We start from the raw sequence: 24,275 nt of genomic DNA on the forward strand, positions 1-24,275 counted from the left end.
GTGGCCCCCGGTTCTGCGATCGAAAACCTGCGACACGGCGCTCTTGAGCCGGTCGATGGGAGGCGCGGGTCCGGATCGGCTCTCAGGCGCGCGCCCCGTCCGCGGCGGTCTCGAATTGCGGGCGGGGGAAGACGCCCGGGCTCGCGGCGACGGTCTCTTCGGCCGCGAGGGGCAGGCTCAACCCCTGGAGCGGATCGGCGAGCAGCATCTTGTACCACTTGACCGTGTTGCAGGCGGGCGTGTTGCGCAGGAGCTTGGCTTCGATGGCGTTCTGGATCTCGATGACGGCGTCTTCGATCCGGTACCGTGCCCCGAAGCCGAAGTGTTCGCGCGCCTTGGCGAAGCTCACATGGTAATCGCGCCGGTCGGGTCCGCCGGGCATGAACTCGATCTCGCTCGGCCTCGTGACGGTGTTCTTCACCGCGAGCGCGATGTCGACGATCTGGCGATTGTCCCAGCCGACGTTGAAGGCCTCCCCGGCGACGGCTCCGGCGGGAGCGCGCAGGGCGCCGAGGAACGCGGCGGCCACGTCCCGCACATGGACCAGGGGGCGCCATTGCGAACCATCCCCCCCCACCGTGATGCGGCCGCGATCCAGGGCGTCGAAGCTCATCTGGTTGACCACGAGGTCGAAGCGCATGCGCGGCGACAGGCCGAAGACGGTGGCGTTCCTCAGCGCGGTGGCGACGAAATGGCCGGTATTCAGGGCGAGCACGGCCTCTTCGGCCCTGGTGCAGGTCTGCGCGTAGATGGTGAGCGGGCGCAGCGGCGTGTCCTCGGCGAGGAACAGGTCCTGGCCGGCACCGTAGACCGCGCAGGAGCTGGCGAAGAGGTAGCGGCGGACGCCGGCGCGCTTGGCGGCCATCGCGGCCCGGATGCGGCCCGTCTCGTTGATGGACCGTGTCAGTTCCGGGTCGAGGTCGCCGGACGGATCGTTGGATAAAGCGGCCAGATCGATGGCATAATCGCAATCGTCATAGGCGCGGTGATCGATGGTCCTGATGTCCTGCTTGACGATCTCGAGTTTCGGATGGCCGTCATACTTCGAAAGACATGGCGTTCCAAAGTAGAATGCGTCGATGGCCCTGACCCTGTACCCGCTGCGCAGCAACTCTCCGACCATGACGGATCCAATATATCCGCCCGCCCCCGTGACAGCAATTTTTGCGTTCATGGCTCTCTTTCCATCACGTCATGAAAACGATCTACATCAGTCTTGATATTCAATTTAAAGTGATGGTTCTGGTAAATCAAAAGAACAATCGGACTAATAACTATGGAACCGTGATGTCTTCGATAGTGTCAAATCAAGCCGATCTGGTGCGCGAAGGGGTTAGTCGAGACAATTCCCGGTGCGGCAGGCTTCATCCACTCCGATCGACCGGCGATGAGCGCTGATGTGCGGTGCCGGCGGGGCGCGGGCGTCGCGTCATCCGAAGGGCCACGCGACGCGATGGTGTACGGTTGGGCGTGGCGGGGTTGGCCGGGGCATCGCGATATGGCGTGCGAGGGCAAGCGCCGGCCTGACAGTGTGCCGGTCGGGCCGAATGTTATGAGGTGTAGTTCAAGTCTTCATTGGGAGGATTGTCGCCCTGCATCGACCAGGTGCCGGCCGAGAGGGGAGGTCGCGTGAGGCCGATTTGGTTGGATGTCTCAGCTGTTGCTCATGCCAAAGCAGAACATCCAATCAAACCACCTCATCCCGAGGTGCCCTTTGCTGCAGCAAAGGGCCTCGAAGGAGCCCTCTAGGGATCTCGCGATGACTGGAGGTCTCCTTCGAGGCCGCTGCGCGGCACCTCAGGATGAGGTGAAGCCTTTGACAAACAACCCATCTGTCTGATCGGATTCTTAAGCGGATGTTCCTGCCAAAGCGGAGCATCCAATCAGACCACCTCATCCTGAGGTGCCGGAGCGTAGCGGAGGCTTTGAGGGGAGCCCTCCAGAGACCAAAGCGGTCACTGGAAGGCTCCCTCACAGTCGCTACGCGGCACCTCAGGATGAGAGAACGCCTCGACGGTACTGTTAGACGGTCGCCATCTCTTCGAGCACGTCGTTCAGGGACGCCACAGCCGGATGATGCGCGACCAGACGGCTGCGGTCCCCGGCGTTGCAGTATTTGATACCCCAGAGCGCGGCCTGTGTTCTGTTTCGTACATTGATCTTTCGGAGGATCGCCTTGACGTTCCCCTTCACACGTCCCTCGGCAATGGACAGGCGCTCGGCGATCGCGCGGTTCGAATCGCCCTTGATCAGGCAGGCGATGATGCTGAGTTCCCGCTCCGAGAGATGGAACGCCTGATCGTCCGAGGGAGGCCGATCCTCGCCGGTGGGCGCGGGCGCCTGATCCTCCTCCTCGCATGGCTCGGTCTTCACATGCGCGCGAACCGATAGGTGCGGCACGACGCAGTGATCGAGGAGGATCAGCTCCAGGGCCTGCACCAGCGTATCCGAACCGGCGCTGGACAGAAGGATGGCCGCCGCGCCGCATTCCAGCATCGGTGCCACATGCTCGGCTTCACAGGTCGCGCAGATGCAGATGATGAAGCTATTCGGGAAGCGAAGACGAGCATTGATGATCTCTTCGGTCGGTGCGTCCGCAGTCGGTTGAATACTCATGATGATAATCAAATTCGAATCAAATGTTTCGGTAAAATCCTGGGACTGATCCAGGCTTCCCGCCATGGAAACGACATCGAAGCCGCTCTTTATCAAGATGTAGCGTAAGCCTTCTCTGTAGAGCGCCGTTCCACCGCTAATGACGGTCGCCGGACGTTTTGCGGGAGCAATAGTGAGTCGTGGAAAGGTAGTTCCGGATACATGAATCATCGCTGGACCCCCACCGATTCGCATTGAATAAATCGACCACTCCGTTTTCAAGTAATGTACAAATCGATACATTAAATTGAGAGTCAGGTATGAATTGGAACAATCTGATCGTCAATGAAAAATGGGTTAGCTAATCCTTTTTTGGTCATCCCATTTGATCGATGCCGGCTTCCGACTTCGCCGAGCCATCCGAAAGCTCTATGCGGATGTTAATGTGTGGTGGTTCTTGGTGCGAACATTGAGAGGTGCACTCGGGGATTCCTACGGCGTCTCAAATTCAGCGACTGTATAGATTCCGCTCGGATCGTTCGGGACCGGTCATACGTCGAGATCGTCCGTTCGGAGTAGGTCTCTTTCGATCTCCGATGACTGGCAGCGCGAGGTACAATCGGCGTCATACAGCTGCGGTGATGTGAGATTCGATATGTTGGGCAGGTGGTTGCACGCTCATGACAGCTTTGCCGGCTCCAAAAGATCGCTCGGTTCCGGCGATGCGGCGCAGGTCGGTTCGGTCCGCGCGCCGCTCCCCGGGGGAGGGGGGTGGGCCGAGTCGTTCCGGCACGACCATGCCGACCTCGTCGGCCCGATTCGGCCGGGCTCCCGCTTCTCGGGCAACCTCTATTGGCTGCTGGCCACCACCTCCATACTCAGCGCGATCGTGTTCGGCCTCGTGGTCGAGACGACCCGGTCCGTGGGAGCGCGCGAGGCACGCCAGGAGCAGGACGGGCATCGGGCCGCCTTGCGGCAGGCCGAGGACAGGATCACGACCCTCGCCCTGGCGCTTCGCTCCGAGAAGGACGCGGCCGAGATCGCCCGCTCCCTTCTGGGCCGGCAGGTCGATGAAGGGCGCCGGGCTTTGGAGGCCGTGGAGGCCGACCTGAAGCGGACGCAATACGATCGCCAGCTTCTGTCCGCCCGCGCGGATGACCGCGAGCAGGCGCTCCGGCGCCTCGAAGGGCAGTTCGAGGCCAGCCGCGGGGAGGTCTCCACCCTCCGGTCCGAGGCCGCGGATCTCCAGGCCCGCGCCGATGCGGCGATCCGCGCGCAGGCGCTGGCGGATGAGGCGCGCCGGGTGGCCGAGACCGCCCTGGCGGAGGTCGGGCTCGCCCGCGATGGCGATGCCCCGGCGCGGATGGAGCTGGCGTCGGTCGATATCGATGCGAAGGGCGACGTCGCGAAAGCCGACGCTGCGGAGGGCGGGTCCGGCGCGGCGCGGGCCGCTGCGGCCAGGGTCCGGGAGGTCGCGTCGGTGGACGACGCGCCCGTGAGCGACCTGCGCCCGAGATGGCTGACGCTCGGCGGCGCCACCTTCGCCTCCCTCGACGCGCTGACCTTCGCGAGGGGCATCGCCCCATCGAAGCCAAAAGCGCTGCCGACGCCCTCCGTCCTCCGCCGCGTGGCTCCGCGCCCGAATCGCGGGCGGCCCCAGGCGAACGCCGCCGCGCCGTCCTCCGCCAAGGCCGCCCCCGCCGGGAAGGCGCTCCCCGACGACGGAGGCGCCGGCCCGGACGGCGAGGCCCACGACACGGTCCGGGCCTCGCGTCTTCCGGTTTCGTCGCTCGTGCGCCCGGCACTGGCCCAGGGGGCGCCGCAATTGAAATCCGCCCGCGGCGACGGGGCGCCATCGGGGAAAAAGCTCAGTAATCCGAAGTAGTGCTTCTCTTACAGGGATTAACGCCGCATCTTTTATTTGAAAGGTCGAGGAAACGAGTTCGGCCCGTCATGCGGGTCCGGGTTCGTCTCAATAATCCCTTTCAGGAATGACGGTCGGTACGATTTCTATCCGGATCGTTGGCCCTTATTCGATCATTGCCTCAATAATTCGTCGAAATTCATGTCTTTGTTTGCCGGAACGAGCATTTTATCTCGAATTTGAAAATTCGAAATCTCGTTTCTTGTTTCAAGTCGTCGATCCCCCTGACGTACAGCGGTGCCGGAGCCTGTCGAGATGGAATTCATCGGGAACCGTCCTCGGGACGATACGGTCGCCCATCACGCCGAGGACGATGCGAGACCCACCGCCTGCTTCATCGGCGACGGGACGCTGCTGATCCGATGCGCGGAGCTTTTTCTCGCCGCAGGGCATGCGATCTCCGCCGTCGTCACGCGAGATCCCCGCGCCGCCGACTGGGCGCGCCGTGTTGGACTCACCCTCATCGACAAGGACGCGTACCTGAAAGCGGGCCAGGGCCACGTGCCAGTCGATTTCCTGTTCAGCGTCGGCAACCTCGACGTGATCCCGCCCGCCATCCTCGCCCGCGTCCGGCGCCGGGCGATCAACTTTCACGATGGTCCCCTGCCGAGGCATGCCGGCCTCCATGCCACGACCTGGGCGATCCTCGCCGGGGAGACCTCGCACGGCGTGACCTGGCATCAGATCGACAAGACCATCGATACCGGTGCCATCCTGGCGCAGGAGCATTTCGACATCCTGCCCACTGATACCGTCTTCAGCCTCAACGGCCGCTGCTACGAAGCCGGCGCCTCGAGCTTTTCCGCCCTCCTCGACGGGCTCGTCTCGGGCCGCGTGGAAGCGAGGCCGCAGCGGGGCGAGCGCCTCTATCATGGCCGGCTCAAGCGCCCGGATCGCGCCACGACCCTGGATTTCCGCCAGCCCGCCGCGAGGATCGCCGCCCTCGTCCGCGCCCTCGATTTCGGCCCGGTGCCCAATCCGATGGCGCGCCCGAAGATCTTCACCGGGCAGGATCTGGTTCTGGTCCGGGGCGTGGAGATCGGTGCCGCCTCCGGTCACCTCCGTCCCGGCACGATCACGCGGGTGGGGCCCGATCTCGTGTCCGTCGCGACGGCGGATCGCGAGATCGTCCTTTCCGGCCTCACGACTCTGCGCGGCGAGCCGGCCGGCTCCCTGTTCAGCCCCGGCTCGGTCCTGCCCGAGATCGAAGGCCCGCGCGGCGAGGCGCTCGCGGCCGCCCAGCGCCCCGCCGCCGCCCACGAGGCGTTCTGGATCGAGCGCCTGGCCGATGTCGCCGCGCCGACGCTGCCCTATCCCCGTCGCGGGGCCGGGGGCTCCGAGGCCGCGCCGCATGCCTTCGCCATCCCGCTTGCCCGGACGGCGAGCGCGGACGACGCGGCGGCGGCTTTCCTCGCCTGGATCGGCCTCGTCTGCGACACGCCCCGGATCACGCTGGGGCTCAGCGAGGCCGCCGCAGATTCCGAACGCGATACTTGGCCGTGGTTCCTGCCGGACCGCCCCCTGACCCTGGCCGTCGACCGGGACGGCTCGGTCGCGGAGCTCCGGGCGGCGTTCGCAGCCGAGCGCGCCGACCTCGCCGCCAGGGGCCTTCTGGCCGCCGATCTCCCGCAACGCGCCGCCTCGCCGGACATGCGCGAAAGGGCCGTCGCATGGCGCAAGATCGGCCTGGTCCATGGCGGTGCGAAACCGGGTCTCCTGGCGCGTACCGGCTCCGAACTTGTGCTGGTCCTGAGCGAGGGCGAAAGCCGGGCGGAGCTCATCGTCTGCGGCCGGACCTTCAAGGCCGAGGTGGCGCAAGCCATGGCCGGGCAGTTCGCGGCCTTCCTCCAAATCTTCCTGGCCGATCCCGAGATTCGCCTCGGCGCGCTGCCCCTCGTGCCGGAGGAAGAGGCGGCCATCGTGGCCGCGCTCAACGCCACCACCACGCCCTTCGCGGACGATCGCGGCATCCACGACGAGATCGCCGCCAGGGCGGCCGAGCTGCCCGAGCGGGACGCCGTGGTCGCCGGCAACGCCAGCCTCACCTATGGCGAGCTCGACCGCGCCGCCGGGGAGCTCGCCGGCCGCCTCGTCGCGGCCGGGATCGGGCCGGGGACCATCGTCGGCATCTGCCACGAGCGGATGCCCGACCTCGTCGTGGCCGTCCTGGCGACCCTGAAGGCGGGGGCGGCCTACCTGCCCCTCGATGCCGAATACCCGCGCGAGCGCCTCGCCTACATGCTGGAGGATTCCGGCGCCGAGGTGCTGCTGACGAGCCGCCCGATCCAGGAGCGCCTCGCCTTCGCTCCGGCCACGGTGCTCTACACTGCGGAAGCCCAAGGCGAGGCCGCGCCGCCGCCCGGTCGCGCCGACGGAGGGGATCTCGCCTACGTCATCTACACCTCGGGTTCCACCGGCCGGCCCAAGGGCGTCGCGATCACCCATCGCAACCTGATGAATTTCTGCGCCGGCATGGATGCCCGCATCCCGCACGATCCCCCCGGCATCTGGCTCGCGGCGACGAGCCTGTCCTTCGACATCTCGGTGCTGGAGATCCTCTGGACCCTGGCGCGCGGCTTCACGGTGGTGCTGCACGGCCAGCGCTCCGAGCCGAGTCCCGGCCCCGGCTTCAGCCTGTTCTACTTCTCGAACGACGACGCGGCGGACCCGCAGGACAAGTACCGCCTGCTGCTGGAGGGCGCGCGTTTCGCCGACCGCAACGGCTTCGAGGCGGTGTGGACGCCGGAGCGGCATTTCCACGCCTTCGGCGGCCTCTACCCCAACGCCGCGCTGAGCGCCGCTGCCCTTGCCGCCTGCACCGAACGCGTCAAGATCCGCGCGGGCAGCTGCGTCCTGCCGCTCCACCATCCCCTGCGCGTCGCCGAAGACTGGGCGATGATCGACAACCTGTCGAAGGGCCGGGCCGGGATCGCCTTCGCCTCGGGCTGGCAGCCGAACGACTTCGTCCTGGCCCCCGAGCGCTTCGCCGAGCGCAAGGAGAGAATGGCGGGGCAGATCGACGACATCCGCCGCCTCTGGCGCGGCGAGCGCCTGCCGTTCCCCAATCCGCTGGGCAAGGTCGTGGAGATCGGCACGATGCCCCGGCCGATCCAGCCCGAACTGCCGATGTGGCTCACGGCGGCCGGCAATCCCGACACCTTCGTCCAGGCCGGGCGGCTGGGATGCGGCGTCCTCACCCATCTCCTCGGCCAGACCCTCGAGGAACTGGCCGACAAGATCCGGCAATACCGCCAGGCCTGGCGGGAGGCCGGCCATGCCGGCGAGGGCCATGTGACCCTCATGCTCCATACCTTCGTGGGCGAGGACGAGGATGCGGTCCGCGAGACCGTCCGCGAGCCCATGAAGCGCTACCTCGGCAGCGCGATGGATCTGGTCAGGCAGGCCGCCTGGACCTTCCCGACCTTCGTCCAGCGCGCGGCCTCGGACGGCCGCACGCCGGCCGAGATCCTCGACGCCGAAGACCTGTCGCCCGCCGATCGCGACGCGCTGCTGGACCACGCCTTCGAGCGCTATCACCGCACCGGCGGCCTGTTCGGCACCCCGGAATCCTGCCTCGGCATGGTCGAGGCGGTGCGGCGCATCGGGACCGACGAGATCGCCTGCCTCGTCGATTTCGGGGTGCCCACCGATCTCGCCCTCGACCATCTCGAGCACCTGAAACGCCTGATGGTTCTGGCCGGAACCCTCACCTCCACCGCGCCGGCCTCGGTGCCGGAGGACATCGTCCGGCACCGGGTCACCCACTTCCAGTGCACGCCCTCCATGGCCCGGATGCTGGTGGCCGATGCGGCGGGCCGGCGCGCCCTCGCGCAACTCGACACCATGATGGTGGGCGGCGAGGCCCTGAGCGCGGACCTCGCGGGCCGGCTGCGCGCCCTCCTGCCCGGCAGATTCCTCGGCATGTACGGGCCGACGGAGACGACGATCTGGTCGGCCGTGGTCGAGATCGACGGCGTGGAACGCGGTGTGACCCTCGGCGAACCCATCGCCAACACCACGTTGCACGTGCTCGACGCGCACCGGCGCCCGTGCCCGGCCTATCTGGCGGGCGAGCTCCATATCGGCGGGGAGGGCCTCGCCCGTGGCTATCTCGGCCGAGAAGACCTGACGGCCGAGCGGTTCATTCCCAATCCGTTCGGTCCGGGGCGGCTCTACAGGACGGGCGACCTCGTCCGCCGGGACGCCTCGGGAGGGCTCGTTTTCCTCGGGCGGCTCGACCACCAGGTCAAGGTCCGGGGGCACCGGATCGAGCTCGGCGAGATCGAGGCCGCATTGGCGCGCCAGCCCGGCATCGCCGCCGCCGTCGTGGTGGCGCGGGAGGATACCGACGGCGACCAGCGCCTGGTGGGCTACGTCACCGCCAGGGACGGCGCGACCCTGCGGCCCGAGGCCCTGCGCGAGGCGGTGGCCTCGACCCTGCCCGCCTTCATGGTCCCGGCCGTGATCGTGGTCTTGCCTGCCCTCCCGATGACCCTGAACGGCAAGGTCGATCGCGGCGCGCTGCCGGCGCCGCATCGGTCACCGGAGACGCACTCGGCATCGCCCGAGGCGCCGATGAGCTCGGTGGAGGCCCTGATCGCCGGCATCTGGGGCGAAGCGCTCGGTCGCCGGGTGGTCGCCACGAACGAGAACTTCTTCGATCTTGGCGGTCACTCCCTCCTCGTGGTTCAGGTCCAGCGCCGCCTCGGCGAGGAGCTCCGCCGGGACATCGCGATCACCGACCTGTTCCGCTTCCCCACGATCCGCACCCTCTCCCTGCATCTGGGAGGATTCGCCACCGGTCCCTCGGCGTCGGACCGGGGACACGACCGGGCCAAGGCGCGGCAGGCGCTCCGACGCCGCCAGGAGATGCCGGCGACGGTCGCCTGAGCCCTCGGTCACCACAGAATACGTGAGGTACGCCATGTTTTCGCCGACCCCCGACACAGCAGGTGATGCACCGGGCCGGATCGCCATCATCGGCATGGCGGGGCGTTTCCCGGACGCCGCCACGACCGGCGAGCTCTGGCGTCTGCTGAAGTCGGGACGCGAGGCGACCCATTGGTTCAGCGACGAGGAACTGCTGGCCTCCGGCGTCTCCGCCGCGCATCTGCGCGACCCGCGCTACGTCAAGGCCGGCATGGTCCTGCCCGACATGGAAGCGTTCGATGCGGGCTTCTTCGGCCTGAGCCCTCGGGAAGCGGCCATCCTCGACCCCCAGCACCGGCATTTCCTCGAATGCGCCTGGGAGGCGCTGGAGGATGCGGGCCATCGTCCCGAGGCGTTCGCGGGGGCCATCGGCGTCTTCGCGGGCTGCGGGATGCAGGCCTATTTCGCCAACAACCTGCTCACCAATGCCGAGCTCGTCGAACAGGTGGGGCTCTTCCTCCTGCGTCATACGGGCAACGACAAGGACTTCCTCGCCACCCGGGCCTCCTACCTCCTCGACCTGCAGGGTCCGAGCATCTCGGTGCAGACCGCCTGCTCGACCTCCCTGGTCGCGGTCCATTTCGCGATCCAGAGCCTGCTCTCGGGTGAATGCGACATGGCTTTGGCCGGCGGGGTGACCATTGAGGTGCCGCACCGGCAGGGCTACCGGGCCGCCGAAGGCGAGATCCTGTCGCCGGACGGGCATTGCCGCGCCTTCGACGACGCGGCCAACGGCACCCTCTTCGGCAGCGGGGCCGGCATCGTGGCCCTGCGCCGGCTCGAAGACGCCGTCGCCGCCGGCGACCACATCTACGCGGTCATCTGCGGTTCGGCCGTCAACAACGACGGCTCGACCAAGGCCGGCTACCTCGCGCCCAGCGTCGAGGGACAGGCTCGCGCGGCGGCCGAGGCCCTCGCGGTCGGGGGGGTCGACCCCGGCAGCGTCAGCTACATCGAAGCCCATGGGACCGGCACGCCGGTGGGAGACCCCATCGAGCTCGCGGCCCTGAGCGAGGCCTATTCCGTCCCCGGCCGGCGCCAGTTCTGCGGCATCGGCTCGCTCAAGACCAATATCGGGCATCTCGACACGGCGGCTGGCGTCGCGGGCCTGATCAAGGTCGCCCTGGCGATGCACCACGAGGAACTCCCCGCGAGCCTCAACTGCGCCCGGCCCAACGGCCGGTTCGATTTTTCCGCGAGCCCGTTCACCGTGGTCACGACGGCCAGGCCCTGGCCCCGCACCGGGACGCCCCGGCGCGCCGCGGTGAACTCCCTCGGGGTCGGCGGCACCAACGCCCACGTCATCCTGGAAGAGGCCCCGGCCGCGCCTGTGCCGGGTCCCGCGCGGGACTGGCAGATCCTCGCCCTGTCGGCGCGGACCGCCGAGGCCCTCGACGGGGCGAAGCGCAAATGGCGGGAGACGCTGGCCGATCCCTCGCCGGACCTCACCCTGGCGAACGCGGCCTTCACCACCCAGACCGGCCGCCGCGCCTTCCCGCATCGCTGCGCCGTCGTCGCCCGCGATCATGCAGGTGCGTGCGAGATCCTCGCCAGCCACACCCACCGCCGCATGGGAACGGGCAGCGCCGGTGCCGGGACCGTCGGCGCGGTCTTCATGTTCCCCGGCGGCGGGGCGCAATATCCTGGCATGGGCCGCGACCTCTACCGGGACGTGCCGGCCTTCCGCGAGGCGCTGGAGGCCTGCCTCGCGCTGCTGCCGCCCGATGCCCCGGACGGCCTGCGGGCGCTGCTCCTCGACAGCGAGCCGGGCGATGCCGCCGCGGCCGCCCTCCTGGCGCGGCCGCGCTACACCATCCCGGCCCTGTTCATCGTCGAATACGCCACGGCGCGCATGATGCTCGCCTGGAACATCCGCCCCGCCGCCGTCATCGGGCACAGCATGGGCGAGTATGCCGCCGCCTGCATCGCCGGCGTGATGTCCCTCGCCGATGCCCTGTCCGTCGTCGTCCTGCGCGGGCAGATCTTCGAGGCCGCGCCCGCGGGCGCCATGCTGGCAGTGTCGCTGCCCTCCGCCGAGCTGCGCGAGCGGATGGGTGACGCCCTCGACATCGCGGCGGAGAACGCCGCGACGCTCACGGTGGCGACCGGCTCTGTCCAGGAGATCGCCGCCCTCGAACGGCGGCTGGCGGAGGACGGGATCGAGTTCCGCCGCCTGCGCATCGACGTCGCCGCCCATTCGCGCATGCTCGACCCCTTCCTCGACCGGTTCCGCGCGCGCCTGGACGCGATCGCCCTCCACGAGCCCACGCTCCCCTTCGTCTCGAACCTCAGCGGCTCCTTCGTCGGGCCGGGTGAACTCACGCGGCCGGATTACTGGGTCTCGCATCTCCGGCAGACCGTCCGCTTCGCGGCCGGCGTTTCGGCGATCCTGGCCGAGCCGGACCGGGCGCTCCTCGAGATCGGGCCGGGCCACAGCCTCGGTGCCCTCGCGCGTCTCGCGGAGGGCGGGGGCTTCGCGCCTCTGGCCATCGCTCCGACCATGGGCCAGCCGGGGGACACGGAATCGGACGTCTGCGTCGCCCTGACCGCGATCGGCAAGCTCTGGGCCTGCGGCCATGACGTCGATTGGGCGGCGATCCGTGGGAGTGACGACGCGCGCCGGGTTCCCGTGCCGACCTACGCCTTCGAGAAACACCGGCACTGGATCGAGCCGGTGCGGGCGGCGACGATGCCGGTGGCCTTCGATGCCGGGGCGGACGGGCTCCAGCGGCTCGAGTCCATGGAGAACTGGTTCTCGGTGCCCCACTGGATGCCGGTGCCCGTCGCCCCCCGCGCGGCCGCGCCGGACCGGACATGGCTGGTTTTCGCCGACGCTTCGCGTCTGAGCACCGCGATCCTGGCGGCCCTGGAGAACCGGGGCGCGCGTGTGACCGTCGTGCGTCCAGGCGAGGCCTTCACCGTCCGCAACCGCCTGTTCCAGCTGACGCCCGACCAGCCGACCCAGTACCGGGACCTCGTCGCGGCCCTCGACCGGGATGGAATGGCGCCGGACCACATCCTCCACCTCTGGTCGACGAGCGCGCCGGACCCGTCCCCGGAGCGCCCCTGCGCCGAACAGGCACCGGGCTTCGACAGCCTTCTCGCCCTCTGCCAGGCGATGCAATATTGCGACGTCGCGGTGCCCAAGCGCCTGAGCGTCGTGACGCGGGAGAGCCAGTCGCCCCCGGACCATGCGGCCCGCCACCCGGAGCGCGCCACCCTGCTCGGCCTGTGCCGCGTCCTGCCCCGTGAGATGCCGGGCCTGGCGACGCAGCTCATCGATCTCGGCGGCGAAGATGGCCCCGGCCGCGACGCGGATCCGGTGGCGGAGGCCGCCCTCGTCCTGGCGGAGTGCGACGCGGAGCACGGCGTCGACCTCGTGGCCCATCGCGGAGGCACGCGGCTGGTTCAGCGGATGGTGCCCACGCGCATCGAGGGGCCGGCGGGGCTTCCCCATCGGCTGCGCCGGCGCGGCGTCTATCTCGTCACCGGCGGGTTCGGCGGCCTGGGCCTCGCCCTCGCCGGGTGGCTGGCGCGCGACGTGAACGCGCGGCTCGTGCTGGTGGGGCGCGATGCCTCCGCCCATGTGGCGGCGATCCGCGACCTCGAGGCCGAGGGGGCCGAGATCCTCGCGGTGAGTGCCGACGTGACCGACCGCGCCGCCATGGAGCGGGTCGTCGTCGCCGCGCGACAGCGTTTCGGCGCGCTTCACGGAATCTTCCATGCGGCGGGCTCCATCGATGATGGCCCGATCATGGAGAAGACCGTCGAATCCAGCCGCCGGGTGATGGCGCCGAAGCTGGCCGGGGGGCTGGTCCTCGACGCGCTGCTGCCGGAGGGAAGCCTCGACCTGTTCGTGGTGTTCTCCTCCACCAGCGCCCAGATCGGCCCGCCCGGCCAGGTCGATTACGCCGCCGCCAACACCGCCCTGGACGCCCTGGCCGCCCGGCGCGGCGACGGCCTCTCGGTGGCCTGGGGGATCTGGGGCGATATCGGCATGGCGGCCCGGATCTACGGGGGAGCGGCCCTGTCCGGTACCCCCGAAGGTCACCCGCTCCTCGGGGTCGAGACCGGCCGCACCGAGACCGCCATCACCTTCCAGGCCCTCTACGACCCCGCCCGCATGTGGGTGCTGGCGGAGCACGTCCTCGACGGTCGTCCGATCCTGCCCGGCGCGGCCTATGCCGAGATCGCGCTCGCGGCCGCCACGGCGGGGTTCACGTCCTCCGGCGTCGATCTGCGGGGGCTCACGGTCGATCTACCCCTCGTGTTCGAGCCGGGCGTGAAGCGTCTCGTGCGCACCACGCTGACGGCCCTCGACGGCGGAGGCTTCGCCCTCTCCGTCGAGAGCCGCCCCCTCCTGGGCGAGGAATGGGTCGAGCATGCGCGCGCCACCCTGTGGCCGGGATCGACTCTGCCCTGGGCGGTCCGGCGGGTGGCCCGCCGGGCCGCGCGCCGGGAGGGGGTGCACGCGCTTCCGGGCCTCGGCTTCCCGCAGGGCGAGACCGTGACGTTCGGGCCGCGCTGGCACACGATACGCTGGATCGAGCGCGGCGATTGGGAGGCCGTGGCCGAACTGGAACTGGCCGCCGAGTTCGCGGGCGACCTCGACGGGATCACGGCGCATCCCGCGCTCACCGATATCGCGACCACCTTCGGGCTGCATCTCCTCGCGCCCCCGGCCGACGACATGGTCTACGTCCCGACCTCGATCGAGCGCATGCGGATCGCGCCGGGGCGCTGGCCCTGCCGGATCCGCAGCCACGCCCGGCTCACGGCGTTGCAGCACGGCGCCTCCGCCCGGTTCGACGTGGTCATCGGCGATGTGAACGGCGTGCCGCTCGCCGTCTTCGAAGGCTTCACCCTGCAGAGCGTGTCCCGCGCCGTGAAGTCCTCGCAGGCCGACGCGCATCCGCCGAGCCTCGAAGCGCGGCTGAAAGCCGGCATCATGGCGGCGGACGCTCCCGACCTGTTCCGCCGGGTCTTCGATTGCCGGGGCGCCGGGATCGTCGCGTCGTCGATCGCCCTGTCCGACCTGCGCCGGGAGGCCCTGTCCGCGATCCGCCCGAAGCCGCCGGCGGCACAGCGCTCGGCCCGGCCGGAGAGCGGCGAGGCGGATTACGCGAGCGAGATCGAACGCCAGATCGGCGGGTACTGGGCGGACCTGCTCGGCGTCCCGGCGGTGCGCCCCCAGGACGATTTCTTCGAGCTCGGCGGGTTCTCTCTGCTGGCGGTCCGGTTGTTCGCCCGCATCCGCAAGAACCACGACGTGGACCTGCCGATCGCCACCCTGTTCCGCGCCTCCACCCTGCGCCAGCTGGCGAGCCTGGTCGGCGGGATGATCGCCCCGGAACCCGCGGCGGACGGGGCCGAAGGGGCGGCGGCGTCGGACAAGGTGCTGGCGATGCCGGCCGTCGCCTGGTCGCCCCTGGTGGAGATCTGCCGGGGCGTGCCCACCCGTGCCCCGATCTTCTGCATCCATGGCGGCCAGGGCAACGTCCTGAACTTCGAGAAGCTGAGCCGGCGCCTCGGCCGGGACCAGCCCTTCTACGGATTGCAGGCGCGCGGCGCCGACGGGCGGCTCGCGCCGCTGGACTCCATCGAGGAGATGGCGGCCTCCTACATCGCGGCCATCCGCGAGGTCGATGCGCACGGTCCCTACCGGATCGCGGGCTATTCCGGCGGCGGGGTGATCGCCTACGAGGTCGCGCAGCAACTGACCCGCGCGGGCTATTCCATCGCGCTCCTGGTCCTCTTCGACACCCTGTCGACCACCAGCGTCGCGCAGCAGCACAGCACGGTCGAACGGCTCTGGGCGGTCCGCCGCTGGAGCCTCGGCTATACGCTGGGCTGGCCGTCCCGCCTGATCGAGCGCCGCCGCCGCGCCGCGGAATTCGCGCGGGAGCGCTTCGACCCGAACGTCCCGATCCCCGACATGTACCGCGCGCAGTTCATCATGAACGCCTATCTCGTCGCGCAGGGCCGCTACACGCCCGAGCCCTATGCGGGGAGCATTCTGCTGTTCCGCTCGACGGACGCGTATGTCCCCTATCTCCTCGCCGGGCCGGATCTCGGCTGGGGCGGCCTCGTCCGGGGCGGGATCGACATCCACAAGATCGCGGCGACGCACGAGACGCTGTTCCAGGAGCCCGCCGTCGACAAGCTCGCCGGCATCCTCCGGCGCAGGCTCGACGGCCTGATGCACTATCCCGTGCGCAAGAGCGCCTGATCCGCCCCGTTCCGCGATCGACGACACCCCGTGCCCGGTAGGGAGACCGAAGATGGATTTCGTCGATCGCGCCTACAGGCACTACAGCGACGTCAAACAACTCGGCCTGCCCGTGCTCCTGCGCGGGCTGCACCGCCGCGCCTCCTCCCGCGAGGCCCGTCTGGTCCGGACGGTCCACGGCGCGTTCTACATCCGGCCGCACACGTCGGACATGGAGGTGCTGAGATCCGTCTTCGGCCGCATGGTCTACGACCTCGACCGGGTCCGCCAGGGGGCGGCCACCCGGAGCGAGTACGAGAGGATCTGCGCGGCGGGACACACGCCGATCGTCATCGACGGAGGCGCCAATGTGGGAATCGCGGCGCGCTACTTCGCGCGGGCCTATCCGAGGGCGGTCGTGCTGGCGGTGGAGCCGGACGAGGACATCCTCGCCGTCTGCCGGAAGAACACCGAGGTCTGCCCCAACATCTGCGTCGTCCCCACCGCCCTCGGCGGCCGGAGCGGCTGCGTGAACCTCGAACACGGCAGCGGCGACGCCGACAGCGGGCGGACCGAGCGGGCGGACCACGGCATCCCGATCACCGTCATCGCGGAACTCAAGGACCTGATCCCCAACGGCGAGCTGCTGATCGTCAAGATCGACGTCGAGGGCTTCGAGAAGGACGTGTTCTCCGGCGAGATCGGCTGGGTCTCCGAGCCGCATGCGATCATCGTCGAACCGCACGACTGGATGCTGCCGGGCGACGGAACCAGCTTTCCGCTGCAGGACATCCTCCTGCGCGAGCGGCGGGAGATGATCCTGTCGGGCGACAACCTGATGCTCTTCAAGTCCCGCGCCGCATCCGCGAGGGGCGACACGTCGCACTGGCCGACGAGGGGGCTTCTCAAGGTGGTGCCGTCCGCGTGACGAGGCGGCCGAGCTTCTCCTGCCCGGCCTCGCGAAAACCCGCATAGTCGATGGGCGTCCGCCCCCAGATGAAGACCGGCTTCACGTCGGCGGGCGCGGCGTAGGTGTTCCTGTCGAAACTGTTGCCGCCCTCCTCGATGATCCGGGCATTCGGGGCGGCCTCGTTCGTATCCGTGACGCCGCCGGCGCTGCCCCTGCCGGTGAACAGGATCCGGTTGTCGTGGACGCGGTTGCCGGTGGTCCTGTAGAAGCCGCCGCCGTCCTTCTCGCGGCCCTGGTCGACGAGCACGATGGCGCGGCCGTCGGGCCGGACGGTGATGGTGTTGTCGGAGACCTCGACGCCGCTCGAGGCCGCCACCTGGATGTCGGCCCCCCAGAACCAGACCGGATGGCCCGCGCCGTTGAAGCGCAGCGTATTCCCGCGGATCACGGCGTCGTAGGAGATCTCGAAGAAGATCCCGGCGGTGGAATTGTTCTCCACGGTATTCTTCTCGAACAGGACGTCGCGGCAATCGATGTCGCACCAGAGGCCCGGACCCGCATTGTCGTGGACGTGGTTCCCGCGCAGGACCACCTCCTGGCTCTGGGTGATCTTGAGGCCGCCTGCCTCCCATTCGGGGTCGAAGCCGGCCGTGTTGTTCCAAGCGATGCGGTTGTTCTCGATCAGGATCCGCCGCCCTTGCGCGGCCGCGCCGAGCTGGCCGTTCCGCTCGATCGTGCTGCCGGTGATCGCCCCGTCGGAGCCCACATCGACGCCGAGCCCGGCATTCAGGCGGATCTGCGAATCCTCCACGCGCCACCCGGTGCCCTCGCCGCCGCGGATCGCCCCCATCTGGGTCGGCGTGTCGTATTTCTCCACGACGAGCCCCTTGATCCGCACATCGGCGGCCCGGCTGCGGAAGGCGAAGCGCGCCGCGCTGACCTCGACGCGGCGTCCCTCCGGGTTGTCGGCGAGGATCGCGCGGCCGGCCGCCGCCTCAACCACGTAACGTCCGGGACCGAGGTCGCCGCGGGACGCGACGCGAGTGAGCGGCTGGCCGTCGAGGAACACGGCCAGCGACAGCAGGCAGAGCGAGCCGCCGCCGCGACATTGGCCGGCGCCCACATGGCGCGGGTACAATCCGGTGAGGGACCAGTACGGACCCGCCCGTTCGAACTGCCGGACGATGCGCGAACCGTCGAGGACGCTGCCCGGCTCGCCGAGGAACGTCTGACCGCGCAAGGGCGCGATCTCCTGCATCCGGTAGAGGCCGGCGCCGATGCAGATGGTCCCGCCCTCACCGGCGCGGATCGCGGCCCGCTGGATCGACTCGCCGGCGGCGACGCGCACGGCCTTGCCGGGGCAGGCACCCTCCGCGCCCTCTCCCCGCGCCGGGTCGCCCCCCTGCCAGAGGATCAGCCCGGCGAGGGGCAGCGCAAGGCGGAGCGCGCGCCGCCTCATGGCTCCCGCCGCCCGGTGAGGGGAGCGGGCGGCGGGCATCGCCGGCGGTGAGGCCTTTGCCGAGCGGTCATGCACCGGTCCGATCCTTCGGGACGCTGTTCTCGCCCGCCGCGACAGTCACGGCCGTGTCGAGATTCCGACGCCGCCGCCCCTGTGCCGGGTTCTGCGAAACTGTGCGGGTTCCCGCTCGCGGAAAGGAAGACGAAAAACGGTCTAGAGCAGCGGGGCGAACGGGTTAGTCCGTGATCTCACTTCCCAAGCGAAGTCGAAATCCCGCTCAATCGCCCCGACCAGACGGCGGATCGGCCGAGTGGTGCCTGCAAGCTCCGCCGTCACGGACCGGATGCTCGGAAGACGGCCGATCCCCCGACCGGAGCGTCGCGCCTGCTACGATCAACGAGGACCGAATGAACCGGGTTCTGGACCACTCCAAGGGCGGGGTCAGCGTCGTGCTCCGCCAGACCTACGAAGCCCAGACCCTGGGGTTCCTCACCGCGATCCTTCGGCATCGCCGGGTGATCGTCGGGCTCGCCGCCGCCGCCCTGGTGCTCGCGACCGCCATCTGCTGGTCGCTGCCCGACAAGTACAGCGCCGAATCCCTGATCCAGGTCGATCTCAGCCGCGTCGCCGCCTCACAGGCCACGTCGCCGAACCAGCAGGCGGCGACCAGCCTCGATGCCGGGGCCATCGTCGAGAGCGAGGCGCGGGTGATCCGTTCGCTGGCCACCGTCAGACATGCGGTCGAGGACCTCAAGCTCCAGGACGACCCGGCCTTCGCGCGGGGGCCGGGCCTCGTCTCCCGCATCCTGTCCACGGTACTGCCCGGACCGGCGAAGGAGCCCGCCGATTCCACCGCCTCGGTGGAGGCGGTGACCCGCGAAGTCTCGCGGAACCTCGCCGTGACCAACGACACGCGGGCCTACCTCATCAACGTGTCCTACAACTCGACCTCGCCGGAGCGTTCGGCGCGGATCGTCAACGCCGTGGTCGACGCCTATCTGCGCAACCGCCTGGAGATGGGGGTGGCGGCGGCCGAGCGGACGCGGACCTGGCTCGAGGAGCAGATCGGCGAGAGCCGGCGAGAGCTCGAGACCGCCGAGGCGGCCGTCGACCGCTACAGGCGGCAGACCGGCTATGTGGAGGGCGGCACGCAGGGCATGAGCCTGCCGCAGCAGGAGGTGCGCGATGCCGTGGCCCAGCTCGCCGCCGCCCGCCAGAACCGGCTCGCCGCCGAGGCGCGCCTGTCGCGGGCCCAGGAGGTCTTCGCCGCCGGCGGCACCCCCTCCGCGCAGGACCTTTCCGGCGCGCCCCTGATCCAGAGGATGCTGGAGAGCGCGGAATCGGCCACGCGGGAATTCGCCAACGTCGCCGCCACCGGACCGCGTCATCCGGCCTACCTCCAGGCCAAGGCCAATATCGAGGCCGCGCAATCGCGGCTTCGCGAGGAGATCAAGCGCGCGATCGGCAATCTCGAGAGCGACGTCAAGGCGGCCACCGCCGACGAGGCGAACCTCGCCGACAGGGTCGACGTGCTGAAGGCGAACCTCGTCGAGGGGATGGGGCAGGACGCCAAGCTGCAGAGCCTGCAGACCAACGCGGTGGCCATCCGCGAGCGCCTCAAGCTCCTGAGCGACGGCCACGCCCAGGCGCTGGCGCTCACCGGGATGAAATCATCGACCACGCAGATCGTCATGGTGGCCAAGCCGGTGACGGTCCCGTCGGGGCCGAACCGGCTCCTGCTGATCTGCCTCGGCGTCCTCGGGGCGGGCGGCGTGGGGGTCGGCTACGCCGTCATGATGGACCGGCGCGACACCGGCTTCCGGTCCGATGCCGAGATCGCGCACGAAACCTCTCACCGCTGCCTCGGCATGGTGCCGGAACTCACCGGCGGTTCGTCGGCCGCCGAGGTCCGGATGTTCGACGAATCGATCCGCCTCGTCAGCGCGGCGCTCACCGGAGCCCGCGCCCTGGCCGAGCCCCGCGTCGTCATGGTGACGTCCTCGGTGCCCGGCGAGGGCAAATCGCTTCTCTGCATGGCGATGGCGAGCCTCCTGGCTCAGCGCGGCATCCGGACCCTCGTGATCGACAGCACGCCGCGCCTCCATGGGGAGACCGACCGGCCCAGCCTCGATGATGTCGTGTTCGGCGACCCGGCGGGCTTCCCGCTGCGGAGCGACCCCGGCAAGGTCGTCGTGCTGCATCGGGCCGAGCACGGCGACTCGCACGACCTCTTCCTGACACCGGCCTTCGAGAGCTTCATCGAGCGGGCGCGGGAGAGCTTCGATCTCGTCCTCTTCGAGGCTCCCCCCGTGATGCTGTCCGTGGATGTCCTGACGATGGGCGGCCTCGCCGATGTCGCGATCCTGGCCGTTGCCTGGAACCGGACCCCCCGCGAGACGGTCCAGGCGGCCCTGCGGCGGCTGCAGGACAATTCCGTGCGCCTGCGCGGCCTGGTCCTGACGCATGTCAATCTGACGGAGCACAAGGACTTCCGCGTGGTCGACCAATGCTCCCACTACAACGATTACCGGGGGCATTTCGAGGAAGCCGGGGCGCATCACGCCCGCGGCGACCTGCTGCCGTCCAGGCTGTCCTCCTAGGACCGGCCCGACGGACCCGTTCCCTGTCTGCACGACTTCTTCTCGGCGGCCATCCAGCGGATGTCGATCATGGCTTCGATCATCATCGTGTTCACGCCTGTCGGCGGAGGCGGCGCGCCGTTGTCCCGCGCGGCCGTGGCCTGCCCGACGCCGCCGGCGGTGGAGCCGGCCGGTGCTCGCTAGAGTGCGGGCTGCACGGATCGCCTGGCCCCTGATCGATCAAGGCGTCGCGAGCCTCGGCAACTTCCTGTTCACGATCGCCCTCGCGCGGACGTTGCCGCCGCAGGAATACGGCGCCTTCGCGCTGCTCTTCGGGATCCTGATGATCCTCTACACCGTCATGGCATCGGTGCTGTTCTATCCGATGTCGGTCCTGGCCGATCCCGCGGACCGGGGCCGCATCGGCGAACTGATGAGCGTGAGCTTCATCCTGCTCGTCGGCCTGTGCGTTCCGGCCGGTCTCGTCCTGGCCGTCACGGCCTTCCTCATCGGCCGGCCCGACCTCATCGCGGCCCTGCTCGTCTACTTCTTCGTCTGGCAGGTGCAGGAGGCGTTCCGGCGCTACCTGTTCGTGGAACTGCGCTTCGGAGCCGCCGTCCCCGGTGAGATCGTCAGCTATATGGGGCAGATCCTGATCGCCGTCTGGCTCGCGCTCCGGGGTGACCTGACCCTGGAGACCGCCCTCTATGCCATGACCGTCACATCGGCGGCGGCGGCCGTCCTCCAGGGGATACAGGTTGGGTTCTCCCTGCGCCGGCATGCGATGACCCGCATCCGGGCCGTCGCCCTGGACTTCTGGCGCCTCGGCGGATGGGCGCTGGCGAACAACCTCTGCGCCGCCCTGCGGGTCCAGTTCCTGTTCTGGTTCCTGGCCGCCCTGTCCGGGGCCGCTCTGCCGGCGCTGCTGCAAGCCGGCTTCAACATCGTCAACCTGCTCAACCCGCTCATGATCGGGCTCGGCAACGTCATCCTTCAGGTCTCCTCACGGGCGCATGCCGGGGGAAAGGCGGAGGCTTGGCGCGCCACCCACCCCCTCGCCCTGTCGGGGATGCCCATCGTGATCGTGTTCCTGGCGGCCATCGTGGCATTTCCCCACGAGGTGCTGGGCCTCATCTACGGTGCCCATTCTCCCTATGTGGACATCGCGACCCCGGTCCGGCTCCTCGCCATCGCGGCCCTCGCCGCGTTCGTGACGGACATCGTGTGCGCCTATTTCCACGGCGTCTCGCAAGCCAAGCAGGCCCTGATCGTGAACGCGGCCGGGGCCGTGGCGACGATCCCGATCGCCATCCCGCTCATCATCGGGTTCGGCCTGAACGGAGCCTGCATCGCCCTCTGCCTCGCCAACGCCGTCCGCCTCGTCGTGCTGCACCTCCTCTTCACCAGAATGATCGCTACCGACACCGCCGACGCCTCCTCCGGCCGGGTGCGGGACCAGGCCGTCCCGGCCCCGCTCCGCGGACGATCCGGGTGAGGCCATGCCGGCTCCGGAACCGATACCCGTCGGCGATGATCGGGACACGGGGGATTTTCCCCGGGCGACGGCCCTGGGCCGATGAGGCGGACGGCCCGGGCGAGGGGGAATGCCGGACGGGGCCAACCCGCTCGGGCGCCACGTCGTCGCGACTGCGTCGTCGCGACTGCGTCGTCATTCGCTCACTACAGGGGCCTCGCGCGCCTTCGCGGCCATCTCGACCAGGACCTTGCGCAGGCCGCCCATGTCGGTGACCGGCGCCGGATAGCGGATGCGCGCGGTGCGGTCGCCGGCCAGGAGGTCCATGCCCTCCGGGTCGAGGCCGGTCAGGCGCCAGGGTCCGTCGCCGCCGCCCTCGCCCTTGGCGTAGAGGGCGAGCGCGTCGGCATGGTCCGCATTCATGTGCTCCACCGCCCCGCGCTCGCCGGCGATCAGGGTCTCGGCCCCCGACAGGTCGAGGCGGAGCTCGGCGTGGGTCAGCGTGGCCGCCTTGGCGAAGCCCCCGTTGAGATGCCCGGCGCCGGGTTCCAGGGCGAAGAAGCCGAAATCGGGGAAGTCCGCGTACAGCTTCGCCTTCGGGTGGCGGGCGACGAAGCGCTCGCGGATGCGCGGCTCCGTCGTCTGCGTCACCCGGCCGGTGACGGTGAGGCGGGGATGGGCCAGGGGATCGCCCTTGCCGCCGGAGCTGAACAGCAGCGAGGCGCGGGGATCGGCCAGGAGGTTGCGCGTATGCGCCGAGAGGCGCGAGAGCAGCATCAGGGGGGTGCCGTCCACATCCGTGGCGATCGTCACCAGCGAGGCGAAGGGCGTCCCGTCCTCGGCGTCGAGGGTGGCCAATGCCCCGGAGCGGATGCTGCGCAGGAGATGCCGGGCGAGGCCGATGGCATCGAACGGGGCCTCCGAGGCCGGGAGCGGAGCGGCGGGGCCCCGCCGCTGCGGCGGTGCCTCGCCCCCGCCCCGACCATCCTCGATCCGGTTTCCGTCAGCCATGGTGCATCCTGCTTTCATGTGGGCTCGGGCCGGGCTTTTCCGACCGCCGGCCTTCATTCAGAATCGCGATGATAGGGGTTCTCGGACCGCTTGCGCGAGGCCGCCGGACTGCGGCACGGCGGCCTCAGTCAAGCGTCAAACCGACATATCCACCGGGCAAGCTCGCTTTTTTCAACCGAAGTCTTTACACAGCCTGACTCTCCGCGCGAATGCGGCCCCGTTTCCGACGGGTTCGCCAGCGCGTCTTGCCGGCCTTCGTCTTCTGAGGGCGGGATGCGGAGACGACAAGAGCGAACCGACGTCCGCGAAGGCCGCATCCGAGCAACAGGGAACGCGAAATGCCCACCATCGCCCTCGTGGACGACGATAGAAACATCCTCACCTCGGTCTCGATCGCCCTCGAGACCGAAGGCTATCGGATCCAGACCTACACCGACGGCGCCTCGGCCCTCGACGGCCTGAAGCACTCGCCCCCCGATCTCGCGATCTTCGACATCAAGATGCCGCGCATGGACGGGATGGAGCTGCTGCGCCGCCTGCGCCAGAAATCCGACCTGCCGGTGATCTTCCTCACCTCGAAGGACGAGGAGATCGACGAGCTCTTCGGCCTCAAGATGGGCGCCGACGACTTCATCCATAAGCCGTTCTCGCAGCGCCTCCTGGTGGAGCGGGTCAAGGCCGTGCTTCGCCGCTTCGCCCCCAAGGACGGGCCGGGCGCCGCCGCGCGCGAGGCCGATGCCGCCGCCCGCTCCCTGGAGCGCGGCCTGCTGATGATGGACCCGGAGCGGCACACCTGCACCTGGAAGGGCGAGGCCGTCACCCTCACGGTGACCGAGTTCCTCATCCTGCAGGCCCTGGCCCACCGGCCCGGCGTCGTGAAGAGCCGCAATGCCCTGATGGACGCGGCCTATGACGATCAGGTCTACGTCGACGATCGCACCATCGACAGCCACATCAAGCGCCTGCGCAAGAAGTTCAAGGTGGTCGACACCAATTTCGACATGATCGAAACCCTGTACGGCGTCGGCTACCGCTTCAAGGAAGGCTGAGCCGGACTCACGGACGTCGAACTCCCTCGAGAACGTCACCGCCACGCGCCGCCCGCCCGAACGGACGGGTTTCGCCGTCGCATGGCGGTGTTTACGGGCGTCGCGTGGCGGTGGTTTTGCTGCAGCGATGGCGCCCA

11 protein-coding genes are annotated in these 24,275 nt (G+C 69.3%); 7 read left to right on the forward strand and 4 right to left on the reverse strand.

Features of this window, described 5'->3' with window-relative positions; genetic code table 11:
- Window positions 1–82: 82 nt before the first annotated feature.
- Both A3OM_RS0122790 and A3OM_RS0122795 read right to left on the reverse strand, forming a co-directional pair.
- On the reverse strand, window positions 83–1,174 hold the full coding sequence (locus A3OM_RS0122790; RefSeq protein ID WP_081612717.1) for an SDR family oxidoreductase: 1,092 nt from the start codon (window positions 1,172–1,174) through the stop codon (window positions 83–85).
- An 848-nt stretch (window positions 1,175–2,022) separates the two neighbouring features.
- Window positions 2,023–2,826: a response regulator transcription factor gene (locus A3OM_RS0122795; protein ID WP_157196528.1), complete on the reverse strand. Its 804-nt coding sequence runs from the start codon at window positions 2,824–2,826 to the stop codon at window positions 2,023–2,025.
- A 424-nt stretch (window positions 2,827–3,250) separates the two neighbouring features.
- Here A3OM_RS0122795 and A3OM_RS0122800 point away from each other — a divergent pair, with 424 nt between their 5' ends.
- The 4 genes from A3OM_RS0122800 (at window position 3,251) to A3OM_RS0122815 (ending at window position 16,584) form a co-directional block, all read left to right on the forward strand.
- A complete protein-coding gene (locus A3OM_RS0122800; protein ID WP_157196529.1) occupies window positions 3,251–4,480 on the forward strand; it encodes a hypothetical protein in 1,230 nt (409 codons plus the stop codon).
- Between the two features lie 294 nt (window positions 4,481–4,774).
- Window positions 4,775–9,409 (forward strand): MupA/Atu3671 family FMN-dependent luciferase-like monooxygenase, encoded by a 4,635-nt coding sequence (locus tag A3OM_RS24565; RefSeq protein WP_018046117.1) that lies wholly within the window; start codon window positions 4,775–4,777, stop codon window positions 9,407–9,409.
- A 34-nt stretch (window positions 9,410–9,443) separates the two neighbouring features.
- Window positions 9,444–15,677: a type I polyketide synthase gene (locus tag A3OM_RS24570; RefSeq protein ID WP_018046118.1), complete on the forward strand. Its 6,234-nt coding sequence runs from the start codon at window positions 9,444–9,446 to the stop codon at window positions 15,675–15,677.
- 52 nt (window positions 15,678–15,729) lie between these two features.
- Complete coding sequence (locus A3OM_RS0122815) at window positions 15,730–16,584, forward strand: FkbM family methyltransferase (protein WP_018046119.1); 855 nt, start codon at window positions 15,730–15,732, stop codon at window positions 16,582–16,584.
- On the opposite strand, the gene A3OM_RS24575 is transcribed toward A3OM_RS0122815, so the two are convergent.
- Window positions 16,562–18,100 carry a right-handed parallel beta-helix repeat-containing protein gene (locus A3OM_RS24575; RefSeq protein ID WP_085984235.1) on the reverse strand — a complete coding sequence of 513 codons (1,539 nt, stop codon included), beginning with the start codon at window positions 18,098–18,100 and terminating at the stop codon, window positions 16,562–16,564. The genes A3OM_RS0122815 and A3OM_RS24575 overlap by 23 nt on opposite strands.
- A 332-nt stretch (window positions 18,101–18,432) precedes the next feature.
- On the opposite strand from A3OM_RS24575, the gene A3OM_RS0122825 reads away from it, so the two are divergent.
- Entirely contained in the window at window positions 18,433–20,625 is a 2,193-nt protein-coding gene (locus A3OM_RS0122825; protein WP_018046120.1) for a polysaccharide biosynthesis tyrosine autokinase, read from the forward strand.
- 172 nt (window positions 20,626–20,797) lie between these two features.
- Window positions 20,798–22,099, forward strand: coding sequence for a polysaccharide biosynthesis C-terminal domain-containing protein (locus tag A3OM_RS0122835; protein WP_157196530.1), 1,302 nt, complete (start codon window positions 20,798–20,800; stop codon window positions 22,097–22,099).
- 174 nt (window positions 22,100–22,273) lie between these two features.
- Here the strand turns inward: A3OM_RS0122835 and A3OM_RS0122840 are convergent, their stop codons facing one another.
- A complete protein-coding gene (locus tag A3OM_RS0122840; protein WP_018046123.1) occupies window positions 22,274–23,089 on the reverse strand; it encodes a DUF2470 domain-containing protein in 816 nt (271 codons plus the stop codon).
- Window positions 23,090–23,427: 338 nt separating this feature from the next.
- Between A3OM_RS0122840 and A3OM_RS0122845 the strand changes: the two genes are divergently transcribed.
- On the forward strand, window positions 23,428–24,138 hold the full coding sequence (locus A3OM_RS0122845; protein ID WP_018046124.1) for a response regulator transcription factor: 711 nt from the start codon (window positions 23,428–23,430) through the stop codon (window positions 24,136–24,138).
- Window positions 24,139–24,275 lie beyond the last annotated feature (137 nt).

The organism is Methylobacterium sp. 88A (assembly GCF_000376345.1).
Lineage (GTDB): Bacteria > Pseudomonadota > Alphaproteobacteria > Rhizobiales > Beijerinckiaceae > Methylobacterium > Methylobacterium bullatum.

Bases quoted from the DNA above. Each gene is read 5' to 3' on its own strand.
- A3OM_RS0122825 (WP_018046120.1), top strand. From the start codon at position 18,433: ATGAACCGGGTTCTGGACCACTCCAAGGGCGGGGTCAGCGTCGTGCTC.
- A3OM_RS24570 (WP_018046118.1), top strand. From the start codon at position 9,444: ATGTTTTCGCCGACCCCCGACACAGCAGGTGATGCACCGGGCCGGATC.
- A3OM_RS0122845 (WP_018046124.1), top strand. From the start codon at position 23,428: ATGCCCACCATCGCCCTCGTGGACGACGATAGAAACATCCTCACCTCG.
- A3OM_RS0122795 (WP_157196528.1), bottom strand. From the start codon at position 2,826: ATGATTCATGTATCCGGAACTACCTTTCCACGACTCACTATTGCTCCC.
- A3OM_RS0122840 (WP_018046123.1), bottom strand. From the start codon at position 23,089: ATGGCTGACGGAAACCGGATCGAGGATGGTCGGGGCGGGGGCGAGGCA.
- A3OM_RS24565 (WP_018046117.1), top strand. From the start codon at position 4,775: ATGGAATTCATCGGGAACCGTCCTCGGGACGATACGGTCGCCCATCAC.
- A3OM_RS0122790 (WP_081612717.1), bottom strand. From the start codon at position 1,174: ATGAACGCAAAAATTGCTGTCACGGGGGCGGGCGGATATATTGGATCC.
- A3OM_RS0122815 (WP_018046119.1), top strand. From the start codon at position 15,730: ATGGATTTCGTCGATCGCGCCTACAGGCACTACAGCGACGTCAAACAA.
- A3OM_RS0122800 (WP_157196529.1), top strand. From the start codon at position 3,251: ATGTTGGGCAGGTGGTTGCACGCTCATGACAGCTTTGCCGGCTCCAAA.